The organism is Teredinibacter waterburyi (assembly GCF_001922985.1).
Classification (GTDB): Bacteria; Pseudomonadota; Gammaproteobacteria; order Pseudomonadales; family Cellvibrionaceae; genus Teredinibacter; species Teredinibacter waterburyi.
In genome coordinates, this window is the sequence record NZ_MRUH01000019.1 from 154,910 (window position 1) to 171,969 (window position 17,060).

Genomic DNA, 17,060 nt, shown 5'->3' on the forward strand with positions numbered 1-17,060 from the left:
CTTCTGAAACACAAGTGTATCAGGGACGATTTACTTGAATGGGGCTATGAATAACCCCCCACTGAAAACAGCGGGTGGCGCATTGTAATGACACCACCCGCTATCGTCAACTTCTTGTACCGCGAGCAGTGAAGATCGCGGATTCTGACGCAAAAAAACCGCTTTTTAGCTCGATTTTAATGCTTCAGTCAACGCGGCTTCGATCTCTGCCGCACTAACGGTATCTGAGCTAGAACCGGAAGCTTGCTCTTCGCGTCGTCGTCGTCGCTCGCTGTGGTAAGCCAAACCTGTACCGGCTGGAATCAAACGCCCAACGACAACGTTTTCCTTCAAGCCGCGCAGGTTGTCCAACTTTCCGGTTACAGCAGCTTCAGTTAGGACGCGCGTAGTCTCTTGGAACGAAGCCGCAGAGATAAACGATTCAGTCGCCAACGAAGCCTTGGTGATACCGAGTAATTGACGTTCGTAGTTCGCCGGCTGGCGACTATCGGCACGTAGTTTTTCATTCGCTTCCAGCACAGCGTTGAACTCAACCTGCTCGCCTTTAACAAAATCAGAATCGCCCATGCTGCCAATCTCAACTTTACGCAGCATCTGACGAACAATAACTTCGATGTGCTTATCGTTGATTTTTACACCCTGTAAGCGGTATACCTCTTGAATTTCATTCACGATATAACGCGCCAACATAACAACGCCTTGTAAGCGCAAAATGTCATGTGGGTTGCTAGGACCATCAGATACGATTTCACCCTTTGCAACTGTCTCACCTTCGAACACTGTCAAATGACGATGTTTAGGGATCAACACTTCATAGTGGGTGGAGCCGTCAGCCAGCAACTCACCGTTAGCAGGGGTGATCACTAGGCGACGCTTACCTTTGGTTTCTTTACCAAACGAAACGGTACCGGAGATCTCAGCCAAGATAGATGGCTCTTTAGGGCGTCGAGCCTCAAACAGGTCGGCAACGCGTGGCAAACCACCGGTAATATCGCGAGTCTTTGAACTCTCTTGCGGAATACGCGCAATAATGTCACCGACACCAACCATATCGCCGTCCGCTAGAGACGTCATGATGGCTTTGCCTGGAAGCATGTAGTGAGCTGGCTGCTTGGAGTTCGCCAAGGTCAATTCATTACCTTTTTCATCCAGCAGGGTTACGCCTGGCTTCAGGTCTTTACCTGCAGCTGGACGTTCACCTGGATCGAGAATTTCGGTATTCGACAAGCCTGTCAGCTCATCCGTCTGCTTGCGAACAGACAGACCTTCTTCCATACCGGTTAGAGCAACTCGACCAGCAACTTCAGTAATAATGGGGTGCGTGTGCGGATCCCATTTGGCAACAATACTGCCGCCTTTAACTTCTTCGCCGTCTTTAACTGTAATAGCTGCACCGTAAGGAACTTTGTAACGTTCGCGCTCACGGCCGGCCATATCGGCAACGGCCAACTCACCAGAGCGAGATACCGCCACTAGCTCGCCGCTCTTACGCGTTACAACTTTAATGTTGTGAAGACGTACAACACCATCCTGCTTAACCTGAATACTGTCTGCTGCCGAAGCTCGGCTAGCGGCACCACCAATGTGGAAGGTACGCATGGTTAGCTGAGTACCCGGCTCACCAATAGACTGTGCAGCGATAACACCGACAGCTTCGCCGATATTGGCGCGATGACCTCGAGCCAAGTCGCGACCGTAACACTGCGCACAGATACCGAAACGGGATTCACATGAAATCGCTGAGCGAACAGCCACTTCATCGATACCCATTAGCTCGACACGCTCAACCCACTTCTCATCGATCATGGTACCGGCGGGGATTAGAATCTCATCACTGCCTGGACGCATAACGTCGCGTGCAACAACTCGTCCAAGGATTCGATCACCCAAGGATTCAATGATGTCACCACCTTCAATTACCGGTGACATGGTGAGACCTTCATCGGTACCACAGTCAACGGAGGTGATAACAACGTCCTGAGCAACGTCAACCAAACGACGCGTTAGGTAACCAGAGTTAGCCGTTTTCAGGGCTGTATCCGCCAGACCTTTACGCGCTCCGTGAGTCGAAATAAAGTACTGAAGTACGTTCAAACCTTCACGGAAGTTTGCGGTAATCGGGGTTTCAATAATCGAACCGTCTGGACGCGCCATCAAACCACGCATACCGGCAAGCTGACGGATCTGAGCGGGAGAACCACGAGCACCAGAGTCGGCATACATAAATACCGAATTATAGGATGCTTGCTGCTCTTCTTCGCCGTCGCGGTTGATAACCGCCTCTTTCGAAATACCTTCCATCATGGATTTGGCAACCAAGTCGTTGGCGCGTGACCAGATGTCGATAACCTTGTTGTACTTCTCACCTTGAGTAACCAAACCGGAAGCAAACTGGCTTTCAATTTCTTTTACTTCTTCTTCAGCACTATCGATGATGCCGGCTTTGGCATCGGGGATAGCAAAGTCGTTCACACCAATAGATGATCCGGACTTAGTACTGAAGTCATACCCCATGTACATCAACTGATCGGCAAAAATAACCGTGGCTTTTAGGCCAACGATCCGATAACAGAAGTTGATAATACCGGAGATAGCCTTTTTCACCATCGCGCGGTTAACCATTTCAAAGGGGATTCCCTCTGGAACAATTTCCCACAACAACACACGGCCGACAGATGTATCGACGATTGACGTAGTAACTTCTTTCTCGCCGTCTTCACGCATTCTAACGTCGCGAATACGAACTTTAATTCGAGCCTGCAGGCCTACTTGTTTCGAATAAAATGCGCGCGACACTTCTTTCGGATCAGAGAAGACCATGCCTTCACCAAGATCATTTACGCGATCACGTGTCATCCAGTACAAGCCCAAAACAACGTCCTGAGAAGGCACGATGATTGGCTCACCTGAGGCTGGCGAAAGAATGTTATTGGTCGACATCATCAATGCGCGCGCTTCTAGCTGCGCTTCAATCGTTAGCGGTACGTGTACCGCCATCTGATCACCATCGAAGTCGGCGTTATAAGCCGCACAAACCAATGGGTGCAACTGAATCGCTTTACCTTCAATCAATACGGGCTCAAACGCTTGAATACCTAGACGGTGAAGAGTCGGTGCCCGGTTCAATAGAACTGGATGCTCGCGAATCACATCATCAAGAATATCCCAAACGACCGGCTCTTCACGCTCGACCATTTTCTTAGCGGCTTTGATGGTAGTCGCAAGACCACGCAACTCAAGCTTGCTAAAAATAAACGGCTTAAATAGTTCTAAAGCCATTTTCTTTGGTAGACCGCACTGATGCAGGCGTAAAGTTGGGCCGGTTACAATTACCGAACGACCAGAATAGTCAACGCGCTTACCCAGTAGGTTCTGACGGAAACGGCCCTGCTTACCTTTGATCATATCGGCCAAAGACTTCAGTGGACGCTTGTTTGAACCGGTGATAGCGCGACCGCGACGACCGTTGTCTAACAGAGCGTCTACCGCTTCTTGCAGCATGCGCTTTTCGTTACGAACAATAATGTCCGGCGCGTTCAAATCGAGCAAACGCTTTAAACGGTTGTTGCGGTTAATAACGCGACGGTAGAGATCATTAAGATCCGACGTTGCGAAACGACCACCATCCAAAGGTACTAATGGACGCAAATCAGGCGGGAGTACCGGTAACGCTTCCATCACCATCCACTGAGGCTTGTTGCCAGACTGGATGAAAGCTTCCAAAAGTTTCAGGCGCTTAGAAAGCTTTTTAATTTTAGTTTCAGAGTTGGTGGTTGGAATTTCTTCGCGAATATGCTCCGCTTCGGATTCCAGATCCATATCCATAATTAGACGCTGAATAGCTTCGGCACCCATCTTGGCATCAAACTCGTCACCAAACTCTTCCATCGCCTCGAAATACTGCTCGTCAGTCAATAACTGACCGCGTTCGAGGTTTGTCATACCGGGCTCGGTAACAACAAATGATTCAAAATAAAGGACGCGCTCAATACTGCGCAAGGTCATGTCGAGCAACAAACCAATACGACTAGGAAGCGACTTTAAGAACCAGATGTGTGCAACAGGGCAAGCCAACTCGATATGGCCCATACGCTCACGACGAACCTTGGCCAAGGTAACTTCAACGCCACACTTCTCACAGATAATACCGCGATGTTTCATGCGCTTGTATTTTCCGCACAAGCATTCGTAATCTTTTACTGGGCCAAAAATTTTGGCGCAGAACAAACCTTCGCGCTCAGGCTTGAAGGTACGGTAGTTAATTGTCTCCGGCTTTCTAACTTCGCCAAACGACCACGACCGAATCATCTCAGGAGATGCCAAACCAATACGAATTCCATCGAACTCGTCGGTGGTACCCTGATTTTTCAACAAATTAAGTAGGTCTTTCAAAACTTTTCCTCCAGTGGGTGCTTATGCACAGTGGGCGCGTACCATACGGTGGCGCCCACCACCGTTTATGCGAATATTAGGAGTCTTCTTCCAGTTCGATGTTGATACCGAGAGAGCGAATTTCTTTAACAAGTACGTTAAAGGATTCTGGCATTCCCGGTTCCATACGATGGTCGCCATCCACAATGTTTTTATACATTTTGGTACGACCATTTACATCGTCCGACTTAACAGTAAGCATCTCTTGCAGGGTATAAGCTGCACCGTATGCTTCCAGAGCCCACACTTCCATCTCTCCGAAACGCTGGCCACCGAATTGAGCTTTACCGCCCAATGGCTGCTGCGTAACCAAGCTGTAGGAACCCGTGGAACGTGCGTGCATCTTGTCGTCAACCAAGTGGTTAAGCTTCAACATGTACATGTAACCTACGGTCACAGGACGCTGGAAGGAATCGCCGGTACGACCATCAAACAAGGTCATCTGCCCTGAATCTGGTAGATCAGCTAAACGCAGCAACTGCTTGATCTCTACTTCCTTGGCACCGTCAAATGCACGGGTCGCCATAGGCACACCTTCACGAAGGTTGTCAGCCAGTTCAAGTATTTCACTATCACTGAAGCTGTCTAACTCTTCCTTCTTGTAGGAATCGCCGATCTGGTTGTAGATCTCATCCAAAAGCTTACGCAAGTCGGTAACAGCTTTTTGCTGCTTCAACATCTCGTCGATCTTACGACCAAGACCTTTCGACGCTAGACCTAGGTGAGTCTCAAGAATCTGACCAACGTTCATTCGCGACGGAACACCTAGCGGGTTCAATACGATATCGACAGCTTCACCATTTGCATCGTGAGGCATATCTTCAACCGGCATAATCACGGAGATAACACCTTTGTTACCGTGACGACCAGCCATCTTGTCACCAGGCTGAATACGACGTTTGATCGCAAGATAAACTTTAACGATTTTCAATACGCCCGGAGCCAGATCATCGCCAGTAGATACCTTGCGTTTCTTATCTTCAAAACGCTCATCTAACTGTTTGCGACGCTCGGCTAGCTGCACTTCAGCGGCATCTATCTGCTCGTTGAGCGCATCGTCTTCCATGCGGATCTTAAACCAGTCTTCTTTTTCCAATGAATCCAAGTTTTCGTCTGTTACCGCGACACCGCGCTTAACACCCTTACCATTAGAGGCATTCTGGCCGACTAACGCTGCACGTAAACGCTCAAAGGTTGCACCTTCAACAATACGATACTCTTCGTTTAGATCCTTACGAACCTTATTCAACTGTGCCTTTTCGATATCCAGTGAACGCTGATCTTTTTCAAGGCCATCGCGGGTAAATACCTGAACATCAATTACCGTACCCTTCACACTTGAAGGAACGCGCAAGGAAGTATCTTTAACATCAGATGCCTTCTCACCAAAGATGGCACGTAACAGTTTTTCTTCCGGTGTCAGCTGGGTTTCGCCCTTTGGCGTAACCTTGCCTACCAGAATATCGCCAGCACCCACTTCGGCACCAACATAAACGATCCCTGATTCGTCCAGCTTCGACAATGCACCTTCGCCCACGTTAGGAATATCAGCTGTAATTTCTTCGCTGCCTAACTTGGTATCACGTGCAATACAGGTCAATTCTTGGATGTGAATCGTGGTAAAACGATCTTCTTGTACAACACGCTCGGACACCAAGATGGAATCCTCGAAGTTGTAGCCGTTCCAAGGCATAAATGCGATACGCATATTCTGCCCTAAAGCTAGCTCACCAAGGTCCACAGATGGGCCGTCGGCTAGAATATCGCCACGAGAAACAGACTCGCCTGTACGTACGATTGGACGCTGATTAATACAAGTATTCTGGTTAGATCGGGTGTACTTAGTGAGGTTATAAATATCCACACCCGCGTCACCAGTGGCAACTTCATCGTTGTGCACTCGAACAACAATGCGAGCCGCATCAACACTTTCGATTTCGCCACCGCGTTTTGCAACAACGCAAACACCGGAGTCGCGCGCTACGTTGCGCTCCATACCGGTACCTACCACAGGCTTCTCAGCCTTTAGCGTTGGTACGGCCTGACGCTGCATGTTCGACCCCATTAGGGCTCGGTTTGCATCATCGTGCTCAAGGAATGGAATCAATGACGCGGCAACAGAAACAACCTGTCGTGGCGATACATCCATATACTGAACGTCGCTAGGCGCTTTCAGGTTAAATTCGTTTTGATAGCGCACTGACACGAGTTCTTCGATCAGCTCACCTTTTTTGTTAGTCTCGGCAGACGCTTGAGCAATAACGTATTGCGCTTCGTTGATCGCGGATAGATATTCAATATCATCTGTAACTTTGCCGTCGACAACTTTGCGGTGCGGACTTTCGAGGAAACCATAGCTATTAGTGCGCGCATAGGTTGCCAATGAATTTATCAGACCAATGTTCGGACCTTCAGGCGTTTCGATTGGGCAAACACGACCGTAGTGAGTCGGATGCACGTCACGTACTTCAAAGCCAGCACGCTCACGAGTCAGACCACCAGGGCCTAAAGCCGATACACGACGCTTGTGGGTCACTTCCGAAAGCGGGTTGTTCTGATCCATAAACTGCGATAGCTGACTGGAACCGAAAAACTCTTTAACGGCAGCGGCTACAGGCTTAGCATTAATCAAATCCTGCGGCATCAAGCCTTCACTTTCAGCCATCGACAAGCGCTCTTTAACTGCACGCTCGACCCGAACCAAACCTACGCGGAACTGGTTTTCGGCCATCTCGCCAACAGAACGAACACGACGGTTACCAAGGTGATCGATATCATCGACAGTTCCCTGACCGTTACGAATATTAATCAAAGTTTTCATTACTTCGACAATATCTTCACGAGACAAGGTGCCTTCACCCGTCTCGTCTTCAAGATCTAGGCGACGGTTAAACTTCATTCGACCAACAGCGGACAAGTCATAGCGTTCAGAACTAAAAAACAAGTTCTGAAACAGGCCTTCAGCCGACTCTTTCGTTGGTGGCTCCCCCGGACGCATCATACGGTAGATTTCTACCAATGCTTCCAGTTCAGTTTTTGCCGGGTCATTGCGCAAAGTATCAGCGACAAACGGACCACAATCTAAATCGTTGGTATAAAGAGTTTCGAATTCCGTTACGCCGGCCTTTAAGAGGTCCGCCATAACTTCGTCAGTAATTTCGGTGTTGCACTCGAACAACAACTCACCCGTGTTCGTGTCGATGATATTTTTGGCCAGCGCGCGACCAACCATATACTCAACAGGAACATCGAGCTCGGACACATTAGCTTTCTCCATTTGTCGAATATGGCGAGCAGTAATTCGACGCCCCTCTTCAACAATAAGATTGCCTTTTTTGTCTTTAATTTCGAACGTCGTAACATCACCACGCAGGCGCGCAGGAACAAGCTCCAACTTGATGGTGCCATCAGCTGCAATTTTATATTTCGACGACTCGAAAAACATATCGAGCATTTCTTCTGAGGAATAGCCCAGCGCTCGCAACAGAATGGTCGCAGGAAGCTTACGGCGACGGTCTATACGTACAAATACATGATCTTTAGGATCGAATTCGAAATCCAACCATGAACCGCGATAAGGAATAATTCGTGCGGAATAAAGCAGTTTACCGGAGGAGTGAGTCTTACCTTTATCGTGCTCGAAAAACACACCCGGCGAACGGTGTAGCTGGGAAACGATTACTCGCTCAGTCCCGTTAATAACGAACGTACCGTTATCAGTCATCAATGGGATTTCACCCATGTAGACTTCTTGTTCTTTAATATCTTTAATCGCCTTGCTAGACGACTCGCGATCATAAATGATCAGGCGAACTTTAACCCGTAAAGGTACAGCGTAGGTTGCACCGCGCAACACACATTCGCTCACATCAAATACAGGCTTGCCAAGGGCATAGCTAACATACTCAAGGGCAGCATTGCCCGAGTAGCTCACTATCGGAAACACAGACTTAAAAGCTGCCTGCAAACCGATATCAATTCGGTCATCGTCGAGCTTGTCTGACTGGGTGAATTTTCTATAGGAATCTAATTGAATTGCCAGCAGGTAGGGGACATCCATGACGTCTGGCAGTTTTCCAAAATCCTTACGGATACGTTTTTTCTCAGTATATGAGTAAGCCATTAGTGTTCCTCAGCTTGTTCACGGAGTGCATAAATCGCAATCACGCAAGACCTGGTTGGCCTTGATTGTTCTAGTACCGTGTTTTACTTAAACGCCCATCAACAAAAAGACTGCAGATGTACTTCGATCATGCGTCGACCGCAAACGGGAAAAGGCCAGTGGGCAAAACCCACTGACCTTGTTCTCTTCGAAGACCTCGAATCGAGCATCTTCAAACAACAACTTACTTAAGCTCGACAGATGCGCCAGCTTCTTCAAGTTGCTTCTTAGCTTCTTCAGCGTCAGCCTTAGGAGCGCCTTCTTTAATCGTGCTTGGAGCGCCGTCAACCAACTCTTTAGCTTCTTTCAAGCCAAGACCAGTGATTGCACGAACAGCCTTAATCACGTTAACTTTCTTCTCGCCAACAGAGGTCAAAACTACGTCGAAATCAGTTTTTTCTTCTGCAGCAGCACCAGCGTCACCAGCAGCTACAGCTACAGCGGCAGCGGCAGATACACCGAACTTTTCTTCCATAGCTGAGATCAGTTCGACAACGTCGGTTACTGACATTTCAGCGATTGCATTGATGATATCTTCTTTAGTCAGAGACATGACTCAATTCCTAAATTATGTGAGCTTTCGCTCTAAATTGTTTAACTCAACAGAAAACCAAAAAGGTTATGCTGCTGCCTGCTCTTTCTGGTCGCGAATGGCCGCAATAGTGCGTACCAATTTGCCCGCAGCTGCTTCTTTCATAACACTCATCAACTTGGCGATTGCTTCGTCGTAAGTTGGCAGACTTGCCAACAGACCAACATCAACCAAACTGCCTTCGAAAGCGGCCAACTTAAGTTCCAACTTGTCGTTTGTCTTAGCGAAATCACGCAGGATACGCGCACCGGCGCCTGGATGTTCGTTAGAAAACGCGATTAAAGTTGGACCTACAAACGCATCATTAAGACACGTATAGTCGGTACCCTCTACTGCGCGACGAGCCAATGTATTACGTACGACACGAATCCATACGCCATTTTCACGGGCTTCTTTACGCAGCGCTGTCATGTTGCTCACGGTTACACCGCGAGCATCAGCAACAACAGCTGACAGAGCGTTTTTAGCAGCTTCATGGACCTCAGCGACAATCGCTTTTTTGCCTTCGAGTCCTAATGCCACGATATTACTCCTGGATTTGATTAGCTAAGCTAATCGTTAACAAATCGACCCCATAAAACTGGAGTCGCTCTTTTCGGTGTATCAAATCCAGCGAAAAACTGAATTGGGCCACCGTCTGCGTAGGCTTCAGCTTGCGCATCCATTAAAAGTAGACTTAATAATAAGTGCCACTCACCTACGGTCTTTGACGGCCTGAAAGACACTGGCTCGATAACGACTTGTTATTTGCAGCGACGTTTCAGACCCCAAAGTTCGGGTTTCAACCTACTGGAATTAAACTTCCAGAGTAGATTGATCAATCGTTATACCTGGGCCCATAGTGGTGCTCAGGGAAATCTTCTTTAGGTAAACACCTTTCGCTGTTGCTGGCTTAGCTTTCTTCAGGTCGGCAATTAGCGCCTCCAAGTTAGCTTTGATCGCAGCCGAGTCGAACGCAACCTTACCAATACCGCCATGAATAATGCCGCCTTTATCTGCGCGGAATCGCACCTGACCAGCTTTAGCATTTTTAACAGCAGTAGCAACATCTGGTGTTACGGTGCCAGTTTTTGGGTTTGGCATTAGTCCGCGCGGACCAAGCACCTGACCAAGCATACCAACAACACGCATAGCCGCTGGGTCAGCAATAACCACGTCAAAGTCCATCATGCCGCCTTTGATCTGCTCGGCAAGATCTTCCATACCAACAAATTCTGCGCCCGCTTCTTTAGCCGCCTCAGCTGCAGCGCCTTGACTAAAAACAGCAACACGAACATCGTTACCCGTACCGTGCGGCAAGCTAGTTGCTCCGCGCACTGCCTGGTCAGATTTACGTGGGTCAATACCCAAGTTAATAGCCGCATCAACGGTTTCACTGAACTTCACGGTAGACAATTCTTTCAGTAGAGCAACAGCTTCTTCAATACCGTATGCTTTAGCTGTATCAACTTTTTCATTAATCAGTTTTTTGCGCTTAGATAATTTAGCCACGTTACACACCCTCCACTTCAAGACCCATCGCACGCGCAGAGCCTGCGATAGTGCGAACCGCCGCATCCATATCTGACGCAGTCAAATCCGGCGCTTTAGCGGTAGCAATCTCTTCAAGCTGAGCACGATTAATCTTGCCAACTTTCTGAGTATTTGGTCGACCACTACCACTCTTAATACCAGCAGCCTTCTTTAACAAGAAGGAAGCGGGTGGAGTTTTCATGGTGAAAGTAAAGCTGCGATCAGAATAGACTGAAATCACAACAGGAACGGGGGAGCCAGGCTCTAAACCCTGAGTTTGCGCGTTAAACGCCTTACAAAACTCCATGATATTCACACCCTTTTGACCCAGAGCTGGACCAACGGGGGGACTTGGATTTGCCTGACCGGCTTTTACTTGCAGCTTAATATAAGCGTCAACTTTCTTTGCCATGATGATTTACTCCCAATTATGGGTAATAGCGCCTCCAGACAGTGGCATACCGTCCTTCACTGGCTCCCCAGCCTTACAAAAGAGATCAAATCGACCCCTTACAATAAGACGCGAAAAGCCCTCCCCCGATATGACGGAAGAGAGCCACCAAAAAAATTCTTTTGCTCGCCGCCACTACGGCTGCAAAACCACCCCAATCAACCACATTTAAATGAGCAGCCGAACCAGAGTTTTAAACACCTAATCAGGTTTTTTCTACCTGCCCAAATTCCAACTCCACAGGAGTGGAACGCCCGAAAATAAGCACAGCGACCTGCAACCGGCTCTTCTCGTAGTTAACCTCTTCAACAACACCATTAAAGTCGTTAAAGGGGCCATCAGTAACTCGAACCATTTCACCCGGCTCAAATAGAGTCTTAGGTTTTGGTTTATCAACCGAGTCGTCTACACGCTGCAGAATTAAATCTGCCTCTTTATCGGAAATTGGGGCAGGCTTATCTGCTTTCCCACCAATAAAGCCCATCACGCGAGGGGTTTCTTTTACAAGGTGCCAAGCGTCATCATTCAGCTCCATCTGCACCAAAACGTACCCAGGAAAAAACTTACGCTCAGACTTTCGCTTCTGCCCGCCGCGCATTTCCACAACTTCTTCAGTTGGCACCAAAACATCGCCAAAGCTGTCCTGCATGCTATGAAGCTCGATTCGCTCTTTCAAAGCGATCGCCACTTTCTTTTCGTATCCTGAGTAGGCGTGTACCACGTACCAGCGCTTTGCCATGAAGCCGAACCTCTAACCTATGATGAGGGATGCCAAATATCCCAAGCCCGTATCCAACCCCCAAAGTACCGCACCGGTAACGATTACCACGGCAACAACAATGAGAGTGGTCTGGGTTGTTTCTTGACGATTGGGCCACACAACTTTGCGCACCTCAACCTGAGCTGCTTTCATCAGCTCCCAAAACGAATGACCCTTCTCGGTGTTGACGGCAACAAATACAGCCGCAACTCCAATCACTACCATCACCAAAACACGAATGATCAATTCAAACTGATCCGCATAGTAGGAGTTTGCGACTGCACCACCCAAAACTAGAGCCGCTACGACCAACCACTTCAGGCCGTCAAGGCGAAATTCTATTTCTTCAGTTTTTGTACTCATTGCGCCACTCAATAATCACTATCTATACCCGCTTCGTACGCGAGTTGTTTTTTATATGGCAGGCCAGGAGGGACTCGAACCCCCAACTTTCGGTTTTGGAGACCGACGCTCTACCAATTGAACTACTGGCCTGTTGAACGCTTTAGATACACAAAAAGGCCGGCAACAAAAGCCAACCTTTTTATATTGACGCTTTCGCGCCCATACTCCAGAGAGTTACCAAACTGGAGCTCATAACCGGAGTTGAACCGGTGACCTCACCCTTACCAAGGGTGTGCTCTACCAACTGAGCTATATGAGCATCAAACTTCCGAGCCACTGCTGCGGCACATAGCCTCACCTAGCTCACTTGATCCGTCAAACATTCGCTAAAACACAGCAAACATTCACACACAAACACTAGCTTAAAACTTGGAGCGGGCAGCGGGAATCGAACCCGCATCATCAGCTTGGAAGGCTGAGGTTCTACCACTAAACTATGCCCGCTTTTAAACTATACTTAACTCGTACAAAGCACCTCAAGGCGCCCAGCTCGCCAAACAACAGCAAGACTAACTTACAACAAAATGGTGCAGGGGGGTGGATTCGAACCACCGAAGCTTGCGCGTCAGATTTACAGTCTGATCCCTTTGGCCACTCGGGAACCCCTGCGAAAAACTTGGGCATTTAAGGCCTGAAAAATGGAGCTGGTGAAAGGAGTTGAACCCTCGACCGGCTGATTACAAGTCAGCTGCTCTACCAACTGAGCTACACCAGCTCTACATTACTTCTCTGCCTCCATGGCAATCCAGAAAGCTTTCGCTTAATGGCGGCTCAATTTCCAATCAAGCCTTACACCTCATCTCGAAAACGCGTTTTAGGTCGCTCCCTTAATGTGGAGGCGGGATTCTAGTGAATGTTGTCCTACGAAGCAACATCTAAACAGAAATTTTGTCGTCTCTCGAGTAAATCTAACCCTTCAAGTACTCTTTCCCACGCTAAATTGGTCATTTTTCCACCTTCTCCGGGATTTAACATGACCCAAATCTCCCAGTAGGTACGCTCAATTACTTTTAGCCGAGGGGACAGACCAATAGCCTTCATATCTGCCACATGCTGTTTCGCGAGTTTCTCCTGACTAAACATTCCGAGCGAAATGCCGTTCTCAAACTCACCTGACGGAATGATATAGCTATCAACCTTTTTTGCCTGCAATTCGGAAAGGCGTCGCAAAGCTGAGCGGTAGGAATCCTCTGGCACCAAATAAACCTGATAGCGTGAACCCGCGGGTAACTCCAGCTCATGGACGGCACTATCGATCTCATATGTAGCCGCTAGCCGCTCTACAAACCCCTCTGCGGCATCCCGCCCAGCAAAAGCACCCACCATTTCACATAAGGGCTTACCGTCTCGCATGGGGATAGTAGCGCCTTGCGGGGTATCAGATTCTGGTGCGGCAACCTCTGATTCGCCCAAACCCGAATCCTCCAGGCTCGTGACTGAGGGGCGCACACCTCTTATCGGATTGCGGTCAGGAAGATCATCCCCAACAGCCTCCCCTAACAAAACCAGCGCAGCGGCCCCCTTAAACGGCAAGCTTGATATTGCTCCTGAATTGGTCGAACTAGAATTCTCTGGCTGCAGACCAACATCGCCAACACTAGAGCTTCGAACCACAAAACCCCAAGCGAGCGCCACAATATTTAGTATTAGCAGTGAAAAAAAGATCCAGCGCATAGCTTTCTACGATCCCTATCATTATTATTGCCGCTGACTATAAAAAGGCAGCTTAATTAAAACCACGTAACACCTACACAAACACGCTGGGCGCGCTTAATCCCCAAAGGTTCAACCCCTGTAAAACGAGATCATCGACCACGCTTATATCATGAGTTTCGGGCAACGAAAATAAAACCGCATCGCCTCCGGTAGCAAACCAAGCGGCCTGCTTAAACTCGCTTTCGAGCAAATCAACATTAGCGCTCAGCTGGGCACAAAAACCCTGCAACATTGTAGCAACCCCCTGCTCAACGCAGCCTAGGGTATCCTGCCCCGGCCGCCACGTCTGCGGCAGAGTTAACGGCTTAACCTTAACAAGTGCCGTATTACTATATAATGCCCGCTGCATCATCTTTACCCCTGGCGCTATCAAGCCGCCCAGATGACGCCCAGCGCTAGACACGTAGTCCACCGTAATCGCACTACCCGCATCGATCACAACAATAGCTCTTTGCTTGGCTCGATATCTCGCTGCGAGCATGGCCAGCCAGCGATCCACCCCCAACTGCTGAACATCATCATACGCCGGCTGCAGACCTAACAAGTCGGACTGCACACGCGCAAACCGAACAATACAACCCCACGCCTTAGTCACAGCTTTAGTTAGGCTACCTTGAAATTCCAAACTGGCCACCGACGCCACCCAAACCTCTACCGGCGCAGTTGTACCAGACATCACAGCCACGAGATTGTCACCATCCTGTCTCGGAGAGCTCCGCCCAAAAACACCGGCAACACAACCCTCGCCAAACCCTAAACTCCATTTAATACGGGTATTCCCGACATCCACCAATAGAATCATGAGCGCCCCTCGAAGGCGGTTGTCGCTGTGCGCAAACTGAGTTCGCCGCCAACGAACTGGCGGCGCTGCCCGTCCACATCAAGCTCTAACGCACCACTATCATCCACCCCCAAAAGCACGCCGCAAATACTTTCACGAGCAGAGCTGACACTTACCAACTGGCCGCGATAACAGTTTAACGACTGCCAGCTATCACGCCACGGCGCAAAGCCAGTCCGCTCATAATCCATAAGCATTGGCACCAGCTGCTCGAGCATGGCGGCAATTACAAGGTTCCGATCTAGCGTCGGCGTAACGAGATCGACATTAGATGACGCTAGCTCTGCTGCGGATTCCGATGCCGACACCAATGCAGCGAGATCGGTCCAAGGCTGATCAATCGATTGCCCTGCTGCGTCGGGCATCCGTACATTTAAACCAATACCAATCACCACATAACATTCGCCGCTGGCATCGCCCGCAATCTCAAGCAGTACCCCTCCGAGTTTTTGGTTTTGCCAGAGCAGGTCATTCGGCCATTTTAGGCCCACAGCGGGGAACCCCAAAACACTAAGCGCGCGACTCACGGCAACGCCTACAGCAAGGCTCAAGCCCTCAAGGGCGGCCACGCCAGTCGCAAAGCGCCAAGCCATAGAGAAATAAATATTGGCCCCAAACGGGCTCTGCCACGGCCGGCCACGGCGACCGCTACCAGCGCTTTGCTGCTCCGCAATACAAACCTGCCCGCGAGCGTCCTCACCGCGATGAATTGCATCCATCAAATACTTATTCGTAGACGGAATTTGCTGCACACCGCGGACACTTACCGAACGATACACCTCGGTACTTAGGCTCGCACAAATACGATCAACATCGAGCAGGATGAGAGGCCGAGATAACGCATAACCGCGTCCGCGACAACGTTCGATATCGATTCCCAAGCCCTGCAGCTGCTGCAACTGCTTCCACACGGCAGCTCGACTTATACCCACGCACTCACCAAGCGCTTCCCCCGAGTGAAATGCACCGTCTGCCAAGGTACCCAACAATGCACTGAGCGTATCACTCAGTTTAACCTCACTCGACATAAACCCGCCTATAACGCGCGCCGAGAGACGTAAGCACTTCGTAATCGATCGTCTCCGCCGCCCGAGCAAAATCGGCGAGCGTCACATTCGCCCCCAACATTTCAACTGCGCAACCTGGCGCGACCACGCCCGCAGGCAAATCGGTAATATCAATCACCGTGGAATCCATAGAAATCCGCCCCACAACCGGCGCGAACCAGCCTCCAGTATCGGCACTATTTGGATCGGTCACCCAGGCTTTAGCTCGGCCTGTTAGCCTGCGAAATAAACCATCCGCATACCCCCCAGCCAACACGGCTAACTTGCGTGGAGAGCTAGCCACAAAGCTCGCGCCGTAGCCAACCGATTCACCCGCATTTAAATTGCGCAATTGCAGTACGGGAAGATGGAGTTTGACCACCGCCTGCAGCTGTTGCGGAAAACTTGGTCGAGGATTCCCGCCATACAAGCCGATACCCGGGCGCGTGCGCTGAAAATGATAAGCCTCGCCCAGCAATACGCCGGCTGAATTTGACAGACAACCCTGCAAGTCTGGGAGCTGCTTACGAGCACTCGCAAGCATCGAACTAAAACGCGAAAGCTGCTGCTGATTTAACGGGTGTTCAGGCTCATCAGCGCAAGCCAAATGACTCATCAAGGCTATAACACCCAAGTCGGAACGTAAATTTTTCGATTGAAGAAGACTTTCAAGCTCTTCGCCCTCCAAACCAAACCGCCCCATGCCTGAATTTACTTTTAAATGCGCACGCGCACCGGCGCTCGCAGCATCAGACCAACGCTCCGCCATTTCCAGAGAGATCAAAACAGGTAAGATTTGACGCTCGACAAACTCACGCTCATCGCCACGCGCACAGCCCGACAGCACACTAATTTCAACTCCTGCAGCATCGACTTGAGCGTCGGCAAGAATAGACTTTAAGGCAATCGCTTCTTCTAGGTTAGCAACGTAAAAATGTTTGCAGCCAGCATTCAACAAACAGGGTGCCACTTGAGCCAAACCCAAACCGTAAGCATTGGCTTTCACAACAGCACCAGCAATGGCTAGTGGCTGGCTACAGCTATTCAGAAACCGCCAATTGGCGGCAATCGCGTTGAGATCGACTACCAAGTGCGGAGCCGATAAATTAGAGGTGTTACTCGATAGGCTGTTCGAAAGCATGAA

Annotated in this window: 12 protein-coding genes and 5 tRNA genes; all 17 read right to left on the minus strand. The window is 49.4% G+C overall.

Annotated elements, in window-relative coordinates:
* Positions 1-165: 165 nt before the first annotated feature.
* Entirely contained in the window at positions 166-4,392 is a 4,227-nt protein-coding gene (gene rpoC / locus IDZ20_RS02295; protein ID WP_188149809.1) for a DNA-directed RNA polymerase subunit beta', read from the minus strand.
* Between the two features lie 76 nt (positions 4,393-4,468).
* Entirely contained in the window at positions 4,469-8,554 is a 4,086-nt protein-coding gene (gene rpoB, locus IDZ20_RS02300; protein ID WP_188149810.1) for a DNA-directed RNA polymerase subunit beta, read from the minus strand.
* Between the two features lie 223 nt (positions 8,555-8,777).
* On the minus strand, positions 8,778-9,146 hold the full coding sequence (rplL, locus tag IDZ20_RS02305) for a 50S ribosomal protein L7/L12 (RefSeq protein ID WP_188149811.1): 369 nt from the start codon (positions 9,144-9,146) through the stop codon (positions 8,778-8,780).
* A gap of 66 nt (positions 9,147-9,212) precedes the next feature.
* Positions 9,213-9,707, minus strand: coding sequence for a 50S ribosomal protein L10 (gene rplJ, locus IDZ20_RS02310; protein ID WP_188149812.1), 495 nt, complete (start codon positions 9,705-9,707; stop codon positions 9,213-9,215).
* 273 nt (positions 9,708-9,980) lie between these two features.
* On the minus strand, positions 9,981-10,676 hold the full coding sequence (rplA, locus tag IDZ20_RS02315) for a 50S ribosomal protein L1 (protein WP_188149813.1): 696 nt from the start codon (positions 10,674-10,676) through the stop codon (positions 9,981-9,983).
* Between the two features lies 1 nt (position 10,677).
* Positions 10,678-11,109 (minus strand): 50S ribosomal protein L11, encoded by a 432-nt coding sequence (gene rplK / locus IDZ20_RS02320; RefSeq protein WP_188149814.1) that lies wholly within the window; start codon positions 11,107-11,109, stop codon positions 10,678-10,680.
* 244 nt (positions 11,110-11,353) lie between these two features.
* Positions 11,354-11,887 carry a transcription termination/antitermination protein NusG gene (nusG, locus tag IDZ20_RS02325; protein WP_188149815.1) on the minus strand — a complete coding sequence of 178 codons (534 nt, stop codon included), beginning with the start codon at positions 11,885-11,887 and terminating at the stop codon, positions 11,354-11,356.
* A 12-nt stretch (positions 11,888-11,899) separates the two neighbouring features.
* Positions 11,900-12,271, minus strand: a complete 372-nt coding sequence (gene secE, locus IDZ20_RS02330) for a preprotein translocase subunit SecE (RefSeq protein WP_188149816.1) — start codon at positions 12,269-12,271, stop codon at positions 11,900-11,902.
* A gap of 56 nt (positions 12,272-12,327) precedes the next feature.
* Positions 12,328-12,403: transfer RNA gene (locus IDZ20_RS02335), tRNA-Trp, on the minus strand.
* 93 nt (positions 12,404-12,496) lie between these two features.
* Positions 12,497-12,572 (minus strand) — tRNA-Thr (locus IDZ20_RS02340).
* Positions 12,573-12,683: 111 nt separating this feature from the next.
* Positions 12,684-12,757 (minus strand) — tRNA-Gly (locus IDZ20_RS02345).
* Positions 12,758-12,838: 81 nt separating this feature from the next.
* A tRNA-Tyr gene (locus tag IDZ20_RS02350) sits at positions 12,839-12,922 on the minus strand.
* Between the two features lie 30 nt (positions 12,923-12,952).
* Positions 12,953-13,028 (minus strand) — tRNA-Thr (locus tag IDZ20_RS02355).
* Positions 13,029-13,174: 146 nt separating this feature from the next.
* Positions 13,175-13,987, minus strand: a complete 813-nt coding sequence (locus IDZ20_RS16290; protein WP_245792057.1) for an SPOR domain-containing protein — start codon at positions 13,985-13,987, stop codon at positions 13,175-13,177.
* A 73-nt stretch (positions 13,988-14,060) separates the two neighbouring features.
* A complete protein-coding gene (locus tag IDZ20_RS02365) occupies positions 14,061-14,831 on the minus strand; it encodes a type III pantothenate kinase (protein WP_188149817.1) in 771 nt (256 codons plus the stop codon).
* Complete coding sequence (gene birA / locus IDZ20_RS02370; protein WP_245792058.1) at positions 14,828-15,898, minus strand: bifunctional biotin--[acetyl-CoA-carboxylase] ligase/biotin operon repressor BirA; 1,071 nt, start codon at positions 15,896-15,898, stop codon at positions 14,828-14,830. The genes IDZ20_RS02365 and birA overlap by 4 nt, the downstream gene beginning before the upstream one ends.
* Positions 15,888-17,057: an alanine racemase gene (gene alr / locus IDZ20_RS02375; protein WP_188149818.1), complete on the minus strand. Its 1,170-nt coding sequence runs from the start codon at positions 17,055-17,057 to the stop codon at positions 15,888-15,890. Before alr ends, birA begins: the two co-directional genes overlap by 11 nt.
* Positions 17,058-17,060 lie beyond the last annotated feature (3 nt).

Bases quoted from the DNA above. Each gene is read 5' to 3' on its own strand.
- birA (WP_245792058.1), bottom strand. From the start codon at position 15,898: ATGTCGAGTGAGGTTAAACTGAGTGATACGCTCAGTGCATTGTTGGGT.
- rpoB (WP_188149810.1), bottom strand. From the start codon at position 8,554: ATGGCTTACTCATATACTGAGAAAAAACGTATCCGTAAGGATTTTGGA.
- IDZ20_RS16290 (WP_245792057.1), bottom strand. From the start codon at position 13,987: ATGCGCTGGATCTTTTTTTCACTGCTAATACTAAATATTGTGGCGCTC.
- nusG (WP_188149815.1), bottom strand. From the start codon at position 11,887: ATGGCAAAGCGCTGGTACGTGGTACACGCCTACTCAGGATACGAAAAG.
- alr (WP_188149818.1), bottom strand. From the start codon at position 17,057: ATGCTTTCGAACAGCCTATCGAGTAACACCTCTAATTTATCGGCTCCG.
- rplK (WP_188149814.1), bottom strand. From the start codon at position 11,109: ATGGCAAAGAAAGTTGACGCTTATATTAAGCTGCAAGTAAAAGCCGGT.
- rplL (WP_188149811.1), bottom strand. From the start codon at position 9,146: ATGTCTCTGACTAAAGAAGATATCATCAATGCAATCGCTGAAATGTCA.
- secE (WP_188149816.1), bottom strand. From the start codon at position 12,271: ATGAGTACAAAAACTGAAGAAATAGAATTTCGCCTTGACGGCCTGAAG.
- IDZ20_RS02365 (WP_188149817.1), bottom strand. From the start codon at position 14,831: ATGATTCTATTGGTGGATGTCGGGAATACCCGTATTAAATGGAGTTTA.